General features: G+C 72.9%; 13 protein-coding genes. 4 read left to right on the top strand and 9 right to left on the bottom strand.

Annotation, left to right across the window (positions count from 1 at the left end; all coding sequences use genetic code 11):
• Positions 1-4: 4 nt before the first annotated feature.
• The 4 genes from B0I32_RS48600 to B0I32_RS48585 all read left to right on the top strand — a co-directional run bounded on the left by B0I32_RS48600 (position 5) and on the right by B0I32_RS48585 (position 3,856).
• Positions 5-1,153 carry a glycoside hydrolase family 53 protein gene (locus B0I32_RS48600; protein ID WP_106251402.1) on the top strand — a complete coding sequence of 383 codons (1,149 nt, stop codon included), beginning with the start codon at positions 5-7 and terminating at the stop codon, positions 1,151-1,153.
• 50 nt (positions 1,154-1,203) lie between these two features.
• Positions 1,204-1,839 carry a nitroreductase family protein gene (locus B0I32_RS48595; protein ID WP_106251401.1) on the top strand — a complete coding sequence of 212 codons (636 nt, stop codon included), beginning with the start codon at positions 1,204-1,206 and terminating at the stop codon, positions 1,837-1,839.
• A gap of 57 nt (positions 1,840-1,896) precedes the next feature.
• Positions 1,897-2,937: a uroporphyrinogen decarboxylase family protein gene (locus tag B0I32_RS48590; RefSeq protein ID WP_106251400.1), complete on the top strand. Its 1,041-nt coding sequence runs from the start codon at positions 1,897-1,899 to the stop codon at positions 2,935-2,937.
• Between the two features lie 85 nt (positions 2,938-3,022).
• Entirely contained in the window at positions 3,023-3,856 is an 834-nt protein-coding gene (locus B0I32_RS48585) for an SAM-dependent methyltransferase (RefSeq protein WP_106251398.1), read from the top strand.
• Positions 3,857-3,910: 54 nt separating this feature from the next.
• On the opposite strand, the gene B0I32_RS48580 is transcribed toward B0I32_RS48585, so the two are convergent.
• The 9 genes from B0I32_RS48580 to B0I32_RS48540 all read right to left on the bottom strand — a co-directional run bounded on the left by B0I32_RS48580 (position 3,911) and on the right by B0I32_RS48540 (position 15,106).
• Entirely contained in the window at positions 3,911-5,302 is a 1,392-nt protein-coding gene (locus B0I32_RS48580) for a GH1 family beta-glucosidase (protein WP_106251397.1), read from the bottom strand.
• 1 nt (position 5,303) lies between these two features.
• Positions 5,304-7,583, bottom strand: coding sequence for an alpha-xylosidase (yicI, locus tag B0I32_RS48575; RefSeq protein WP_106251395.1), 2,280 nt, complete (start codon positions 7,581-7,583; stop codon positions 5,304-5,306).
• Between the two features lie 17 nt (positions 7,584-7,600).
• On the bottom strand, positions 7,601-9,610 hold the full coding sequence (locus B0I32_RS48570) for a beta-galactosidase (protein ID WP_106251394.1): 2,010 nt from the start codon (positions 9,608-9,610) through the stop codon (positions 7,601-7,603).
• Positions 9,607-10,656, bottom strand: a complete 1,050-nt coding sequence (locus tag B0I32_RS48565; RefSeq protein ID WP_106251392.1) for a LacI family DNA-binding transcriptional regulator — start codon at positions 10,654-10,656, stop codon at positions 9,607-9,609. The genes B0I32_RS48570 and B0I32_RS48565 overlap by 4 nt, the downstream gene beginning before the upstream one ends.
• A 210-nt stretch (positions 10,657-10,866) precedes the next feature.
• Positions 10,867-11,418 (bottom strand): hypothetical protein, encoded by a 552-nt coding sequence (locus B0I32_RS48560; protein ID WP_146178583.1) that lies wholly within the window; start codon positions 11,416-11,418, stop codon positions 10,867-10,869.
• On the bottom strand, positions 11,415-12,758 hold the full coding sequence (locus tag B0I32_RS48555) for a TRAFs-binding domain-containing protein (RefSeq protein ID WP_181308618.1): 1,344 nt from the start codon (positions 12,756-12,758) through the stop codon (positions 11,415-11,417). Before B0I32_RS48555 ends, B0I32_RS48560 begins: the two co-directional genes overlap by 4 nt.
• 57 nt (positions 12,759-12,815) lie before the next feature.
• Positions 12,816-13,394, bottom strand: coding sequence for an SLATT domain-containing protein (locus B0I32_RS48550; RefSeq protein WP_106251386.1), 579 nt, complete (start codon positions 13,392-13,394; stop codon positions 12,816-12,818).
• Positions 13,391-13,909: a DUF4231 domain-containing protein gene (locus tag B0I32_RS48545; protein WP_106251384.1), complete on the bottom strand. Its 519-nt coding sequence runs from the start codon at positions 13,907-13,909 to the stop codon at positions 13,391-13,393. The genes B0I32_RS48550 and B0I32_RS48545 overlap by 4 nt, the downstream gene beginning before the upstream one ends.
• A gap of 225 nt (positions 13,910-14,134) precedes the next feature.
• Positions 14,135-15,106 carry an arabinan endo-1,5-alpha-L-arabinosidase gene (locus tag B0I32_RS48540; protein WP_106251383.1) on the bottom strand — a complete coding sequence of 324 codons (972 nt, stop codon included), beginning with the start codon at positions 15,104-15,106 and terminating at the stop codon, positions 14,135-14,137.
• Positions 15,107-15,271: the final 165 nt, after the last annotated feature.

Raw genomic sequence — 15,271 nt, 5'->3', positions numbered from 1 at the left:
CCCGATGAAACGCATGCTCACCGCCCTGCTGTTACTCGTCGCCCTGGCCGCCTTCCCGGCCGCGCCCGCCGCCGCCCAGACGGGGCCCCAGACAGTGCCTCAGACGGGGCCCCAGACGGGGCCCGGCCGGCTTCCGATCAGGGGCGCCGACGTCTCCAGCCTGGCCAAGTCGGAGGCGTACGGCGGCGTCTACCGCGACGCCCGCGGGCGCAGGGGCGACGCGCTGGCCATCCTGTCCAAGGCCGGGCTCAACTACATGCGGCTCAAGGTCTGGGTGAACCCGGCCGACGGCTACAACACCAAGGCCAGGGTGCTGGCCATGGCCAGGCGGATCAAGGCACACGGCATGCGCCTGCTCGTCGACTTCCACTACTCCGACACCTGGGCCGACCCGGGCAAGCAGTTCAAGCCCGCCGCCTGGGAGGCGCTGCCCTTCGACGAGCTCAGGCAGGCCCTCTCCGACCACACCTTCGACGTGCTCGACGCGCTGCGCCGCCAGGGCACCACGGCCGACATGGTGCAGATCGGCAACGAGATCAACGGCGGCCTGCTCTGGCCCGACGGCTCCAACGCCGACTGGCCGAAGACGGCCGCGCTGCTCAACGCCGGCTACGACGCCGTCAAGCGGGTGTCCAGGAAGACCCAGGTCGTGCTGCACCTGGCCGACGGCGGCGACAACGGGCTCTACCGGTGGTGGTTCGACAACGCGCGGGCCCACGGCATCCGGCACGACGTGATCGGCATGTCGTACTACGCCTTCTGGCACGGCACGCCGGAGAGCTTCCAGGCCAACATCGACGACGTGGCCGTCCGGTACGGCAAGCCCGTGGTCGTGGTCGAGACCGCCTACCCGTTCACCACCGGCGACGACGACGGCTGGCCGAACATCATCACCGCCGCCGAGCCCTACCCCGGCTACCCGGCGACCCCGCAGGGGCAGGCGGCGATGCTGGCCAAGGTGGCCGACATCGTCCGCGCCGTGCCGAACGGCCTGGGCCTGGGCCTGTTCACCTGGGAGGCCACCTGGACGGGCGTCCAGGGCAACGGCTGGGATCCGGCCGACCCGGCGTCGGGCAACGGCTGGGAGAACCAGGCCCTGTTCGGCTACGACGACCGGGCGCTCCCGGCGATGACGGTCCTCGGCCGCCGCTGATCGCGGCCCCGCCCAGGGGGTCGCCACGCCGATCGGGGCATGATGGCCGCATGACGATCTCAGCAGACGAGCTGCTCACCACGACCAGAAGTGTCCGCAAGCGTCTCGACCTGACCCGACCGGTCCCGCTGGAGCTGGTCAGGGAGTGCCTGGAGATCGCCCTCCAGGCGCCCACCGGAGGCAACTCGCAGGGCTGGCACTGGGTCGTGGTCACCGACGCGGACAAGCGCGCGGCCATCGGCGACTACTATCAGCGCTCCTGGCGCCGCTACTACGAGTCGGGCGGCTCGGCCCGGCGGCTGTTCGAGGACGATCCGGTACGGGCGGCGACCCAGCAGCGGGTCTCCGACAGCGCCGGCCACCTCGCCGAGCACATGGGCGAGGTGCCGGTGCTGGTGATCGGCTGCATCAGCGTGCCCGGCCTGCCGCAGGGCAACCAGGCCGGGCTGTGGGGCTCGCTGCTCCCGGCCGCCTGGAGCTACATGCTGGCCGCCCGCTCCCGCGGCCTGGGCACCGCGTGGACGTCGCTGCACCTGGCGTACGAGAGCGAGATCGCCGAGCTGCTCGGCATCCCCGGCGACGTCCGGCAGGGCGTGCTCATCCCCACCGCGTACTACACCGGCGAGACCTTCGGCCCCGCCAAGCGCCAGCCGCTGGACGAGGTCCTTCACGTCGATCACTGGTAAACGCCCGCGCGGTGGGGGCAGAGTGGACTCCTGTACCTGATGTGAGGAGGGCCCCCTGTGAACTCTTTGCCGCTGCTGCCGACGTCCCTGGTCGGCAGCTACGCCCAGCCCGAATGGCTGATCGACCGCGCCCGGCTGGCCGGCCGGTTCCCGCCGCGCGTGCGGGCCGCCGAGCTGTGGCGGATCCCGCCCGACCGGCTCGCCCAGGCCCAGGACGACGCCACCGAGCTGGCGATCAGGGCGCAGGAGCGGGCCGGGCTGGACATCCTCACCGACGGGGAGATCCGGCGCGAGAGCTACTCCAACCACTTCGCCACCGCATTGGAGGGACTCGACCTCGACAACCCGGGCACGGCGCTCGACCGCAGCGGGCATCCCAACCCGGTGCCGCGCATCGCCGGGCCGATCCGCAGGCCCCGCCCGGTCGAGGTCGACGACCTGCGGTTCCTGCGCGCCCACACCGACCGGGTGGTGAAGATGACGGTGCCGGGGCCGTTCACGATGAGCCAGCAGGCGCAGAACGACCACTACCCCGACGCCGAGGCGGCCGCGATGGACTACGCGGCGGCGGTCAACGCCGAGATCCGCGACCTGTTCGCCGCCGGGGCCGACATCGTGCAGATCGACGAGCCGTACATGCAGGCCAGGCCGGAGGCGGCGCGGGCCTACGGTCTGGCGGCGCTGAACGCGGCGCTCGACGGGATCACCGGGATGACGGCGGTGCACATCTGCTTCGGGTACGCGGCGATCATCCACGAGCGGCCCGAGGCGTACTCGTTCCTGCCCGAGCTGGCCGGCTGCCCGGTCCGGCAGGTGTCGATCGAGACCGCGCAGTCGGGTCTCGACCTCGGCGTGCTGTCGGATCTGAAGGACAAGACGGTCATCCTCGGCGTGATCGACCTGTCCACGCCGGAGGTGGAGCCGGTGGAGGTGGTGGCGGGGCGGGTGCGCAAGGCGTTCTCGTGGACGTCTCCCGAGCGGATCGTCATCGCCACCGACTGCGGGATGAAGTACCTGCCGAGGGAGTCGGCCGAGGGCAAGATGCGGGCCATGGCGGGCGCGGCCCGGCTGCTGAGGGACGAACTGGGCGTGTCCTGAAATTTCCTGATACTTCGCGCGCGGGTCGGGGCGGCCCCATTAGGATCATGGCGCCAACGCCCCGAACCGTCGCAAGGAGCTCCCCGTGCCCGAGAGCGAGCAGGAAAGCGCGCCCCGCGGGATCGACACCAGCAAGCCGAGCGTCGCCCGTGTCTACGACTACATCCTCGGCGGCAAGGACAACTACGCCAGCGACCGCCACGTGGCGGCCGCGATGCTGGAGATCGCGCCGGACGCGCCGCAGGCGGCCGCGTCCAACCGCCACTTCCTGCGCCGCACGGTCCGCCACCTGGCCGGCGAGGTGGGCATCCGCCAGTTCCTCGACATCGGCTCCGGGCTGCCCACGCAGGGCAACGTGCACGAGGTCGCCCAGTCCGTCGCCCCCGGGGCGCACGTCGTGTACGTCGACAACGACCCCATCGTGCTCGCCCACGGCCGGGCCCTGCTCGCCGTGGACGAGACCACCACGATCATCGAGGCCGACGCCCGCGAGCCGGAACGCATCCTGGACGACCCGCGGACCCGCGACCTGATCGACTTCACCCAGCCGGTCGGGCTGCTGCTGTTCGGCATCCTGCACCACATGTCGGACGCGGAGGACCCGGCCGGCGTCGCGGCCCGCCTCATCCGGCCGCTCGCTCCCGGCAGCCACGTGGTGATCTCGCACTTCCAGAACCCCGGCCAGGCCCACCCCGAGGTGGCGGAGCAGGCCGTCAGCGCCGAGCGGGTGTTCAACGAGCACCTGGGCACGGGCCGGTGGCGCACCCGCGAGGAGATTCTCGCCTTCTTCGACGGTCTCGAACTGCTGGAGCCCGGCCTGGTGCCGCTGCCGGAGTGGCGTCCCGAGCCGGACGAGGAACTGCCCGAGCTCGGGATCACCTATCACACCTTCGCCGGAGGCGTGGGCCGCAAGCCGTAGCCCCCTCGCGCCGGGCCGGCCCAGTGGATCAGCGCAGTAGGTCAGCCCAGTAGGTCAGCCCGGCAGCTTGTTGGCGGCGACCACATCGCGGTACCAGTGGGCGCTGTCCTTCCAGCTCCGATCCAGCGTGTCGCGGTCCACGCGGACGATGCCGAACCGCTTGGCGTACCCGTGGGCCCACTCGAAGTTGTCCATCAGCGACCACACGAAGTACCCCCGCACGTCCGCCCCGCCCGCGATGGCCTCGCTCACGGCGCTCAGGTGGCGGTGCAGGTAGTCGACGCGGTCGGCGTCGTGCACGAGCCCGTCGGAGGAGACGGGGTCGGGGAAGGCGGCGCCGTTCTCGGTGATCATCGTGGGCAGGTCCGGGTAGTCGCGGTGCAGCCGCAGCAGCAGCTCGGTCAGCCCGGTCTCGTCGATGTTCCAGCCCATCTCGGTGTACGGCCCCGGCTGCTGGACGAACTCGACGTCCTCGCACGCGATCCACGGCGACGCGGCCCCGTCCTGGTGCCCGTCGGCGGTCTCCCTGGCGCTCGAACCGTCCCAGGCGCGTACCAGAGTGGGGTTGTAGTAGTTGACGCCGAGCACGTCCAGCGGCTGGCAGGCGGTGGCCTCGTCGCCGTCGCGGACGAACGACCAGTCGGTCACCGCGGCGGTGTCGGCGATCAGGTCGCGCGGGTAGGCGCCCTCCAGCATCGGGCCGAGGAAGGCCCGGTTGGCCAGCCCGTCCGCGCGGCGGACCGCGTCGGCGTCCCGATCGGAGACGCCGCGCACGTGGTGCAGGTTGAGGGTGACGGACATCTGCGCGTCCTTGGCCGCGGTCGAGCGCAGCGCCTGGACGGCCAGGCCGTGGCCCAGGTTCAGGTGGTGCACGGCGGCCAGCGCGGCGGCGGGGTCGGTCCTGGCCGGGGCGTGCACGCCGGAGGCGTAACCCAGGTAGGCCGAGCACCACGGCTCGTTCAGCGTGATCCACGTCCGCACGCGGTCGCCCAGCGCCTCGCCCATGAGGCGGGCGTACTCGCCGAAGCGGGCCGCGGTGTCGCGCTCGGGCCAGCCGCCCGCGTCCTCCAGCTCCTGCGGCAGGTCCCAGTGGTAGAGCGTGGCCACCGGGGCGATGTCCCTGGCCAGCAGCCCGTCCACCAGCCGCTGGTAGAAGTCCAGGCCGGGCGCGTTCACCGCGCCGCGGCCGCCCGGCTGCACGCGCGGCCAGGAGATGGAGAAGCGGTAGGCCCCGACGCCGAGCGCGCCGAGCAGGTCGAGGTCCTCCTCCAGCCGATGGTAGTGGTCGCAGGCCACGTCACCGGTGTCGCCGTGCGCCACCAGGCCCGGCGTGTGGGAGAAGGTGTCCCAGACGGACGGCCCGCGGCCGTCCTCGTTCCAGGCTCCCTCGACCTGGTAGGCGGCGGTGGCGGTGCCCCACACGAAGTTCTCGGGGAAGGCGGTCATGTCACTCCTTGGCGCTGAGGCTGATCTCGATGTGGTCGGTCCCGGGCGCCGCGGCGGCGTGTGTCCCGGCGTGGCGCAGGTTCCAGGGGGCGGGAGCGCCCTCGATACGGCGGGCGCGCAGGCGCGAGCCGGCCCGGGACACCTCGAACACGGCCGCGGGGCGGCCGTCGGGTGCGGGAACGGTGACGGTGGCGACCTCGCCGTCGGCGAGCTCGTAGGCGGTGAGGGTGACGCCGCCGGCGTAGTCGTAGTCGGGCCGGTCGTCGCGGGCGCCGGTCGCGATCACCGCGCCCGGCCGGACCAGCAGCGGCAGGCTGTCGAACCCGTGCCGCTCGGTCCGCCACCCCGGCCCGGTGACGCGCTCCCCGTCGAGCAGCCGGGTCCACGTGCCCGCGGGCACGTAGTAGGAGACCTCGCCCTCCGCCGACAGCACCGGCGCCACCAGCAGGTCCGGGCCGAGCAGGTACTGGGCGTCCAGGTGGGAGCAGGCCGGGTCATCGGGGAAGGCCAGCGGCATCGCCCGCATCATCGGCAGGCCCTCCTCGGTGGCCTGCACGGCGGCGCCGTACAGGTAGGGCATCAGCCGCGCCTTCAGCCGGGTGAAGGCGCGCAGCACGTCCACCGACTCCTCGTCGAACAGCCACGGCACCCGGTAGGAGCCGCTCCCGTGCAGCCGGCTGTGCGAGGACAGCAGCCCGAACGCCACCCACCGCTTGAACACGGCCGGGTCGGGACGGCCCTCGAAGCCGCCGATGTCGTGGCTCCAGAAGCCGAATCCGCCCAGGCCCAGCGACAGCCCGCCGCGCAGCGACTCGGCCATCGCCTCGAACGTGGACTCGCAGTCGCCGCCCCAGTGCACCGGCAGCCGCTGCCCGCCGACCGTGGCCGAGCGCGCGAACAGCACCGCCTCGGCGGCGCCGCGCCGCTCGGCCAGCACGTCGTGGACGGTCTGGTTGTAGATCAGGCTGTAGTAGTTGTGCATCCGCTCCGGGTCGGAGCCGTCGGCGTAGGCGACGTCGGTCGGGATGCGCTCGCCGAAGTCGGTCTTGAACGCGTCCACCCCCATGTCGAGGAGCCCTCGCAGTTTGCCCGCGTACCACTCGCGGGCGGCGGGCGAGGTGAAGTCCACCAGGGCCCGGCCCGCCTGCCAGTGGTCATCCTGCCAGACCGTGCCGTCCGGCCGGCGCAGCAGGTGCCCCGCCGCCGCCCCTTCGTCGAACAGCGCCGACGCCTGCGCGATGTACGGGTTGATCCACACGCACACGCGCAGCCCGCGCTCCTTGAGCCGGCGCAGCATCCCCTCGGGGTCGGGGAAGACCTCGGGGTCCCACTCGAAGTCGCACCACCGGTACCGCCGCATCCAGAAGCAGTCGAAGTGGAAGACGCTGAGCGGCAGGTCCCGCTCGGCCATCCCGTCCACGAACGACGTCACCGTGGCCTCGTCGTAGTCGGTGGTGAACGAGGTGGACAGCCACAGCCCGAACGACCAGGCGGGCGGCAGCGCGGGCCGGCCGGTCAGCGCGGTGTAGCGGCGCAGGACGTCGGCGGGCGTCGGCCCGTACACGACGAGGTACTCCAGGTCGTGGCCCTCGACGCTGAACTGCACCCGTGACACGCTCTCCGACCCGACCTCGAACGACACCCGGCCGGGATGGTTGACGAACACCCCGTAGCCCCGGTCGGTCAGGTAGAAGGGCACGTTCTTGTAGGCGATCTCGCTGCTGGTGCCGCCGTCCTCGTTCCAGATGTCGACGGACTGGCCGTTGCGCACGAGGGGGCCGAAGCGCTCGCCGAGGCCGTAGACGAGCTCGCCGGCGCTCAGCCGCAGCTGCTCGACCATGAAGTGACGGGAGTCCTGGTCGTGCATGACGCCCAGGCTCTTGCCCGCGCTGCGGGTCAGCTCGCGTCCGCCGGCGCTGAAGGACAGGTCCCAGGGCGCGTCCCGGCCGGCGCGGACGGTGAGGGCGCCGCTGGTCAGGCTCGCCCGTTCGGTGTCCACGGAGATCTCGACGCCGGGGTGGTCGTCCCGCACCTCGAACACGGGGGCGGCGGGCACCGATCCGGCCAGGTGCGTCACGCGGACGCGGACGACGTCCGGCATCGGCGCGGACAGGTCCACCCGCAGGACCGGCCCGTCGATGGTGTTGCCGCGGCGGAGGATCTCCCTGGTCGGGGCGAGGATCCGGAGCGATTCCGGCTCGGCCGTCACGTCGTGCGCGCTGGTGGCGTAGTCGGCCCGGACTCCTGGACGCATCCGCCAGTAGCCGTCTTTGAACTTCATCTCGATCCGTTCTCGTGTCAGGGCCGGCGGCGCAGCGCGGCGACCGCGCGGGGGGCGAGCGTGACGGCCTCCCGCGCGGGCGTGCCGGTCAGCAGGTCCTCGGCCGCGTCCTGGACCGGCACCCGTACGGTGGTGGCGCCGTGGTTCAGCAGGAACAGGACCTCGCCCCGGCGCACGGCCTCGACGCCGGGCGGCAGGTCCGGCACCGCTCCCTCCACGCCCGCGTCGGCCAGCACCCGCGCGGCGAGGGCGCCGAGGGCGGCGGGCTCGGGCATGGTGCCCACGTACCAGGCGACGCCGTCGTTCCCGGCGCGGTGGCGGGTGACGGCGGGGCGGCCCGCGAGGTCGCCCTCGGTGAACTCGGCCACCACCTCGGCGCCCTCGGCGCGCAGCAGCTCGGTCCACGTGCTCGCGGTGAACTCGGCGCCGCCGCTCCACCGGCAGCGCACCGGCCGGTCGTCCGGCGCGGGCAGCCACTCCTCGCCGGCGGCGCCCAGCACCTCGCGCAGCGGCGCTGGGAAGGGCCCGGTGCGCACGTGCCCGCGCGGATCGACCACCCCGGAGAACGGCCCGACCACCAGCACGCCGCCGCCGCGCACGTACGCCGACAGCGCCCGCGCGTCCTCGTCCGCGACGAGGAACAGGTTCGGCACCACCACCAGCGCGTACGACGACAGGTCCGCCGACGGCGGCACCACGTCCACGCTCACCCCGCGCTCGAAGAACGGCACGTAGTAGGCGAGCAGCTGGTCCACGGCGTTGAGCCGGTCGCTGGGCCGCCCGCGCTCCTCCAGCGCCCACCAGTTCTCCCAGCCGAACACCATCGCCACCCGCGCCGGCACCGGCTCGCCCGCCAGCCCGGCCAGCCCGCGTAGTTCCTGCCCGTGCGCGCGCACCTCGGCGTGCAGCCGCGTGTCCGCGCCCGCGTGCGGCACCATCGCGGCGTGGAAGCGCTCGGCGCCGAAGCGCGAGGCCCGCCACTGGAAGTAGCACAGCCCGTCCGCGCCGCGGGCGACCGCCTGCAGCGACTCCAGCCGGAACTGGCCGGGCGGCTTGGGCAGGTTGTGCGGACGCCAGTTGACGGCGCTGGTCGACTGCTCCATCAGCATCCAGGGCCGTCCGCCCGCCAGGCCGCGCATGAGGTCGTGGGTGAGCGCCGTCCTGGCGGGGGACAGGGGGTCGCCCGGCTCCGGATACCAGTCGTTGGCGACCACGTCCTCCTGCGCCGCGAACGACCAGTAGTCCGCCCGCTTGAAGAACCCCATGAAGTTCGTCGTGACCGGAATGCCGGGCGTGCGCTCCCGCAGCACGTCGCGTTCGGCGCGGAAGTGGCCGAGCAGCGCGTCCGAGCTGAACCGCCACCAGTCGAGCCGCTGCGACGGATTGACGATGTACGGGGCCCGCCGCGGCGGCAGGACCTCCGCCCAGTCGCCGTATCCCTGGCTCCAGAACGTGGTGCCCCACGCCTCGTTGAGCGTGCCGAGATCGCCGTACCGCGCCCGCAGCCAGCCGCGGAACGCCTCGGCCGACACGTCGCAGTGGCAGACCTCGCCCAGTTCGTTGCCCACGTGCCACAGCGCCAGCGCCGGATGGCCGGCGTACCGGTCGGCCAGCGCGCCGGCGATGGCCAGGGCCCGCTCGCGGTAGACGGGGGAGGAGGGGCAGAACTGGTTGCGCGAGCCGTACCAGAGACGGTGCCCGCCCTCGTCCACCGGCAGCGTCTCCGGCCACCGGTGCCCCAGCCAGGGCGGCGGTGAGGCGGTCGGGGTGGCCAGGTCGACCGCGATGCCGTTCGCGGCCATCAGGTCGAGCACCCGGTCCAGCCAGCCGAAGTCGTGCCGGCCCGGCTCGGGCTCCAGCCGGGCCCAGCTGAACACCCCGACCGTGACCAGGTTGACCCCGGCCGCCCGCATCAGCTCGGCGTCCTCGGCCCAGACCTCCTCCGGCCACTGCTCCGGGTTGTAGTCACCGCCGAACAGCAGCCCGCGCCCCTCGGTGAGCGTGTGCATGCCCAGCCGTTCCGTCATGAACCCATTCCCCCTGTTTCCTTCCGCGCCGTACTGTCCCGTGGCGGCCCTGAGCTGTCCCCGGGCACCAGCCGGCAGGGCATGAGCCGTCCCTGTGGCGGCACGTCGCCCCGCAACCGGTCGATGAGCATCCGCGCCCCCAGCCGGCCGAGCTCGGCGCTGGGCGGCTCCATCGTGGTCAGCCGGGGGTGGAACATCTCGGCGACCCTGGCCGAGGAGAGCACCAGCATCAGCGTCAGATCGCGGGGGATGCGCCAGCCGCGCCGCGCCACGGCCGCGATCACGCCGACCGCGGCGTGGTCGTCCATCACGGCCAGCGCCGTCACGTCCGGATGCGCCTCGATCAGCCGCTCGAACGCCTGCCCGCCCTCCTCGGCCGAGCCGGGGCGGTAGTCGTCCACGTACGCCAGGCCCGCGGCGCGGGCGGCGGCGGCGAACTCCTCGCCCGCCCTGATCGCGGGGCCGTACTGGGCCGCGTACGTGCCGGTCGAGAGGTTGAAGAAGGCCAGCTTGCGATGCCCGAGCCCGGCCAGGTGCGCCACGGCGTCCCCGGCGGTGGCGGCGAAGTCGATGTCGGCGTGGTCGATCGGGCCCGGCTCGCGGGTCCGCCCGATCATGCTGAACGGCACCCCGGCCTCCAGCAGGAACTCCACCCGCGCGTCGTCGAGGCTGACCTCCATCAGCACCACGCCGTCCACCAGCCCGAGGCCGGTGAGGTGACGCAGCTCCTCGATCGGGTCGCCGGTCTCGGGCGACAGCAGCAGGTGGTAGCCCAGCTCGCCGGCCGCCTCGGCCGCCGCTGTGGCGAACCGCATCTCGGTCAGCCCGAAACCGCTGTGCGGGGCGGGGAACAGCAGCGCCAGGATGCGGGTGCGCTTGCTCTGCAGGCCGCGGGCCAGCAGGTTGGGGCGGTAACCGAGCTCCGCCGCGGCCTGCCGTACGCGCTGCCTGGTCGCCTCCGCCACCGGGCGGGTGCCGTTGAGCGCGGCGGACGCGGTGCTGACCGCGACCTGGGCGCGCGAGGCCACGTCACGTATCGAGGGCAAGGAGACTCCGGGAGGCGGCCGATATCGGGGGTCGAAACGTTTCGCATCACGCTAAAGTCCGCTTTGTGGGGATGTCAATGGCGGAAATACGGCCGACCGGAAAAGGGGATCCCCGAGCGGACGCCAGGCGTCGGGACGCCGGAGGCCGGGCGGATGATGGCGTGGGGGCGTGGGGGCGTGGGGGCGTGGGGGCGTGGGGGCCTCAGGGCGTCAGGGCGCTGTGGGATCGGGGTGGATGATCCGGATGCGGGCTCCGGCGTCGTCGCGGCCCAGCAGCGCGACGAGGTCCGCGGTGCCGCCGGGCCCGTCGCCGGTCTTCCCGTCCCAGACGACGACCGCCCGCGGCCGCTCGTCCAGCGCGTACGCCTCCTCGGCCATCCACGCGTTGACCAGGACGAACACCTCGTCGCCCACCGCCGCCCCAGTCGGCAGGACCTCCACCTCCGCCCGCGCCCGCACCTCCTCGAACCGCGCGTGCCAGCCGGTCCCGGGCAGGTCGACCGACCGGCGGGCGAACTCGGCCGGCGGCAGCGCCAGGCACAGCCGCACCGCCGCGCCCCGCTCCAGGGCCAGCCCGGCGCCGATGAGGTCGGCGCCGCGCGCGCCGCCGCAGATCACGGTCGTTCCCGGCCCGACCTCCCACGCGTCGAGGACCTCGCCCATCGCGGCCGTCACGGCCTCGACGCGGTGCTGCGGGAAGCGCGGCGGGACGCGGCCGGGGCGGTCCACCAGATGGCCGCCCACGACCAGGACTCGCCTCACTCCCGTCCCAGAGCGCGGAACGACTTCAGCACGCCGCGCAGGCCCGCCCTGACCCTGCGCCGTTTCTGCAACGACAAGCTGAGCTCCAGATCTCGGATGGTCGTCTTCAGTTGCTTGTCGGTTATGCCCCGTCTGCGGATCTGTGCCGCCAGATCGCGCGCCAGTTCCACGTCCCCCTTGTCGAACGCCGCCCCCAGCCTGGTGGGCAGGGCCCAATCGTCCCAGGGCCGGTGCTCGACCCCGGCCTGACACGCGGCTAGGACGATCGTCGCGACCTCGGCCGCCCGCTCCTCGTCGCCCCTGCCGCCGCGCAGCCGGTAGAGCCGGGGCAGGTTGGAGGCCGGGTAGTAGTCGTTCAGGTCGAGGGTCATGCCCCGTTCGTAGGCCGCGATGGCCTGGTCCAGGTAGTCGCGCGACGTCTCGCCCGCCGACTCGTGCATGAGGTCCTTGTACCTGCCGCCGAGCAGCCCCATGCGCTCGGACGACGGGCCCACCCGCTCGATGAGCCGCTCCAGCGCGGCGGCCGACTCCGCCGCCTTGCCGGTCCTGGCCAGCGCGAGCTGCCTGCGCTCGATCACCGGCGGATGCCGCTGCAGCGCGTCGGGCAGCGTGTCGATGTAGGCGAGCACGTCCTCCCATTCGAGGTGGTCCTCGATCAGCCGGAGCAGCTTCAGCACCACGGACTCGCGGATGACCGGCTGGGCGCCGAAACGGGAGACCAGCGCGCGCGTCTTCTCCTGGCGCTGCCGCCGGTCCGAGGTGAGCTGGATGGCCCGGACGTCGGCCTGGAAGTCCGAGAGCATGTTGACCGCCGTGGTGAACGGCGTCAGCTGGGCGCCGTCGGAGACCTGCGGATAGCCGGGCAGCGCCTCGAACACCGGCGAAGTCCCCGACAGCTGCTCGCGCAGCCGCTTGCGCATGTGCTCCCTCGCCGCCGCCGCGGCCTGCTCGCCGCAGTCGCCGTCCGCCAGCGGGTACGCCAGCCGCCGGATCTGGTTCAGGTCGAACACCGGCTCGGCCCAGGCAGCCGCCACCAGGACGCAGCCGATCCGCTGCGCCGCGTGGCGCACCCCCACTTCGTAGTACACGTTCGAGTTCGGCAGCGAGACGTCCGCCATCACGACGTCCGCCAGGGCCAGCCGCTGGATCATCTGCACGATGACCAGCGCCCCGAGATCGCTGTCGGCCCTGATCGCCCGGTAGCCGAGCTCCGTGAGCAGCGGCTCGTGCACCCGCTCCCACAACAAGTCGAAGTCCACCACCGCGGGAACGCCGTCGTCCACCCGCCCGGTGGGTTTCCTGCCGAACGGCATCACCATGAATGCCACGGAGTTGCTCATCGCCTGCCCTCCCTGCGCTTGACGCGTCATTGCGTACGGATGCCGGGACCGGAGGGGTCAGGGCCGCTCCGGCGCGGCCGGCCCGGCATCCGGCGGGGTGCCCTCCTGCCTCTGGAGCATCAGCTGGCCCCATCGGCCGTTCTCCGTGCGGAAGATCCGCTCGATCCGTTCGACCCGCTCCTCCACGCCCGCCCCTGGTCCGGCGGCCTGCCAGTCGAGTGCCGCCGCGCGGAGGTTGCCCGCCGTGTCGCCGTACAGTTTGCGCAGCTGGGCGAAGCCGATCAGGGCCTCGAACGCCGTCACCGCGCCCGCCAGCGCGGCCAGGACGGCGGCGGCGACGCCGCAGGCCGCCCGTCCCGTGCCCGTGCTGAACTGGCCCGCCACGCCGAGCAGCGCCGACAGCAGCAGCAGCGTGTTGCGGACCAGGATCGACTGGTGGTGGGCGCGGTCGTACTCGCGCTCGCGCGCCTCGTAGAACGCCCGCTGGTCGTCGACGCGCAATTCGCGGTAGAACGCGCGGAACTGCGCGTCCCTGTCGCCGGCCCCACGGCGTCCGGGCTCATCGGGCTCAACGGGCTCATCGGGCTCATCACGCTCATCGGGCTCAACGGGTTCGCCGGTGCGCTGGTCGCTCATCCCGGCTCCCGTTCCGGCTCCTCGCCCGCCTCGATCGCGAGCACGGCGCGGCCGAGCGCGAGCTCCCTGTCCTCACCCGCGAACGCGCCCGTCCTGGCCAGATAGCCGAAGTACAGCGCCCGCAGCCGCTCCGCCCTGGCCCTGGCCGCGAGGTAGCGGTCGAGGGTCTCGCTCTCCCTGGCGTACCTGGTGCTGGTGGCCAGCGCGACCCCGATCACCGTGACCAGCACGGCGGGCCAGTGCTGGTCGGGCAGCACGGCCTGCAGCCCGCCCAGGCCCGTGATCATGGCCGAGCCGAGCAGGATCAGGACCTGCTGGCGGCGGTAGCGGTTCTGGTCGCGCAGCGCCTCGGCGTCGTACCGCTCGAAGACCGGGGTCAGCTCGCGGTCGAGGACCTCGAAGTCGGCGGTCAGCGCGGGATAGCCGGCCCTCCGGCCGGCCGGGATCACCGGCGCGGAGGCGGCCGGGGCACGCAGCGCGGGGAACCGCGCGAGCAGCGGCGGAGGTCTCACCATGTACCTCCCGCTACGGAGGGAGACGGCGTGATTGCAGACGCAATGTATGGGAAATCGGGGGGCCCGACAATGGCGCCGCCGCTACCTGACCGCATCCGGCCGCGCACGCCGGGTGTCGGCCCCCCGGTGACCCGCCCGCACGCCGGGTGCCGCTCCCGGTGACCCGCCCGCGCGCCGGTGACCGGCCCGGGTGGAGGGTGCCCGGGCCGGTCCCTTCCCGGTGGGTCAGTAGACGTACGGCCAGCCGGCCGAGTCCCAGCCGATCAGGTTCACGCCGAGCTTGGCCGTGCCGTTGTCCTGGCCGTCGTAGTAGTGGTAGACGAGCAGGTCGCCGTCCACGTCGGACATGACGCTCTGGCCGCCGGGCCCGATGTAGCGGCCGTGCGTCTCCAGCACCGTCGTGCCGCCGCCGGACAACATCGGCGTGCCGGAGCGGTCGGCGTACGGGCCGGTGGGGCTGGACGAGCGGCCGACCTTGATCTTGTACGTGCTGGAGGTGCCCGCGCAGCACCGGTCGTAGGAGGCGAACAGGTAGTAGTAGCCGCCGTGCCGGACGATGTCGGGCGCCTCGACGGCGTACGGGGAGTCGGGCCGGGTGGCCAGATGGTAGAGCGTCCGGTCGGAGGAGTGGCGCTTGCCGGTCGAGGGTTCGAGCCGGATCATCCGGATCCCCGTCCAGTACGAGCCGAAGCTCAGCCACCACCGTCCCGAGGAGTCGACCAGGAGGTTGGGGTCGATGGCGTTGTGGTCGGAGCTCGTGGTGCTCGCGTAGACGACGCCCTGGTCGCTCCAGGAGCCGGGCTGGCCGGTCGAGCTGGTGGCCAGGCCGATGGCGGAGTGGTTGGAGCCGAAGCTGGAGACCGCGTAGTACATGAGGTACCTCCCGCCCTGCTGGGAGATGTCGGGCGCCCACGGGTCGTTGCCCGAGGAGTACGTCCGCCACCACGACGGCGGCGTGCGGAAGGCCGAGCCGGCCCGGGTGAAGGCGACGCGGTCGGTGGAGGTGCGCGCCTCCAGGTAGCCGTGCGTGGAGTAGAGCACGTAGTTGGACGAGGTGCGGATCATCGTGGGGTCGTGCACCAGGACGTCGCCGGTGACCCGGCCGGGGTTGGGATAGGCGAGCCCGGCGCCCGCGAGCGAGGCGGCGAGCGCGAGCACGGTCACGGGGGCGGCGACGAGACGGGATAGGCGACGCAAGGGTCCTCCTCGGATCGGGGGGGCCGCCGCACCTGCCGGACGCTGCGCCGTCGCGTCGTGGGAAATGTAGGCATGCGCTTTCCCGGCCGTCAATCCCGGCGTGCGAAGTGGTGAAACTTACATCGGCCGGCGAATCGGCCGTGGCCGCGCTGAACTGCGGCGACA

Source organism: Nonomuraea fuscirosea (assembly GCF_003001935.1).
GTDB classification, from domain to species: Bacteria; Actinomycetota; Actinomycetes; order Streptosporangiales; family Streptosporangiaceae; genus Nonomuraea; species Nonomuraea fuscirosea.
The sequence above is the reverse complement of the archived record's forward strand: the minus strand, read 5'-3'. Positions and strand labels throughout refer to the sequence as shown.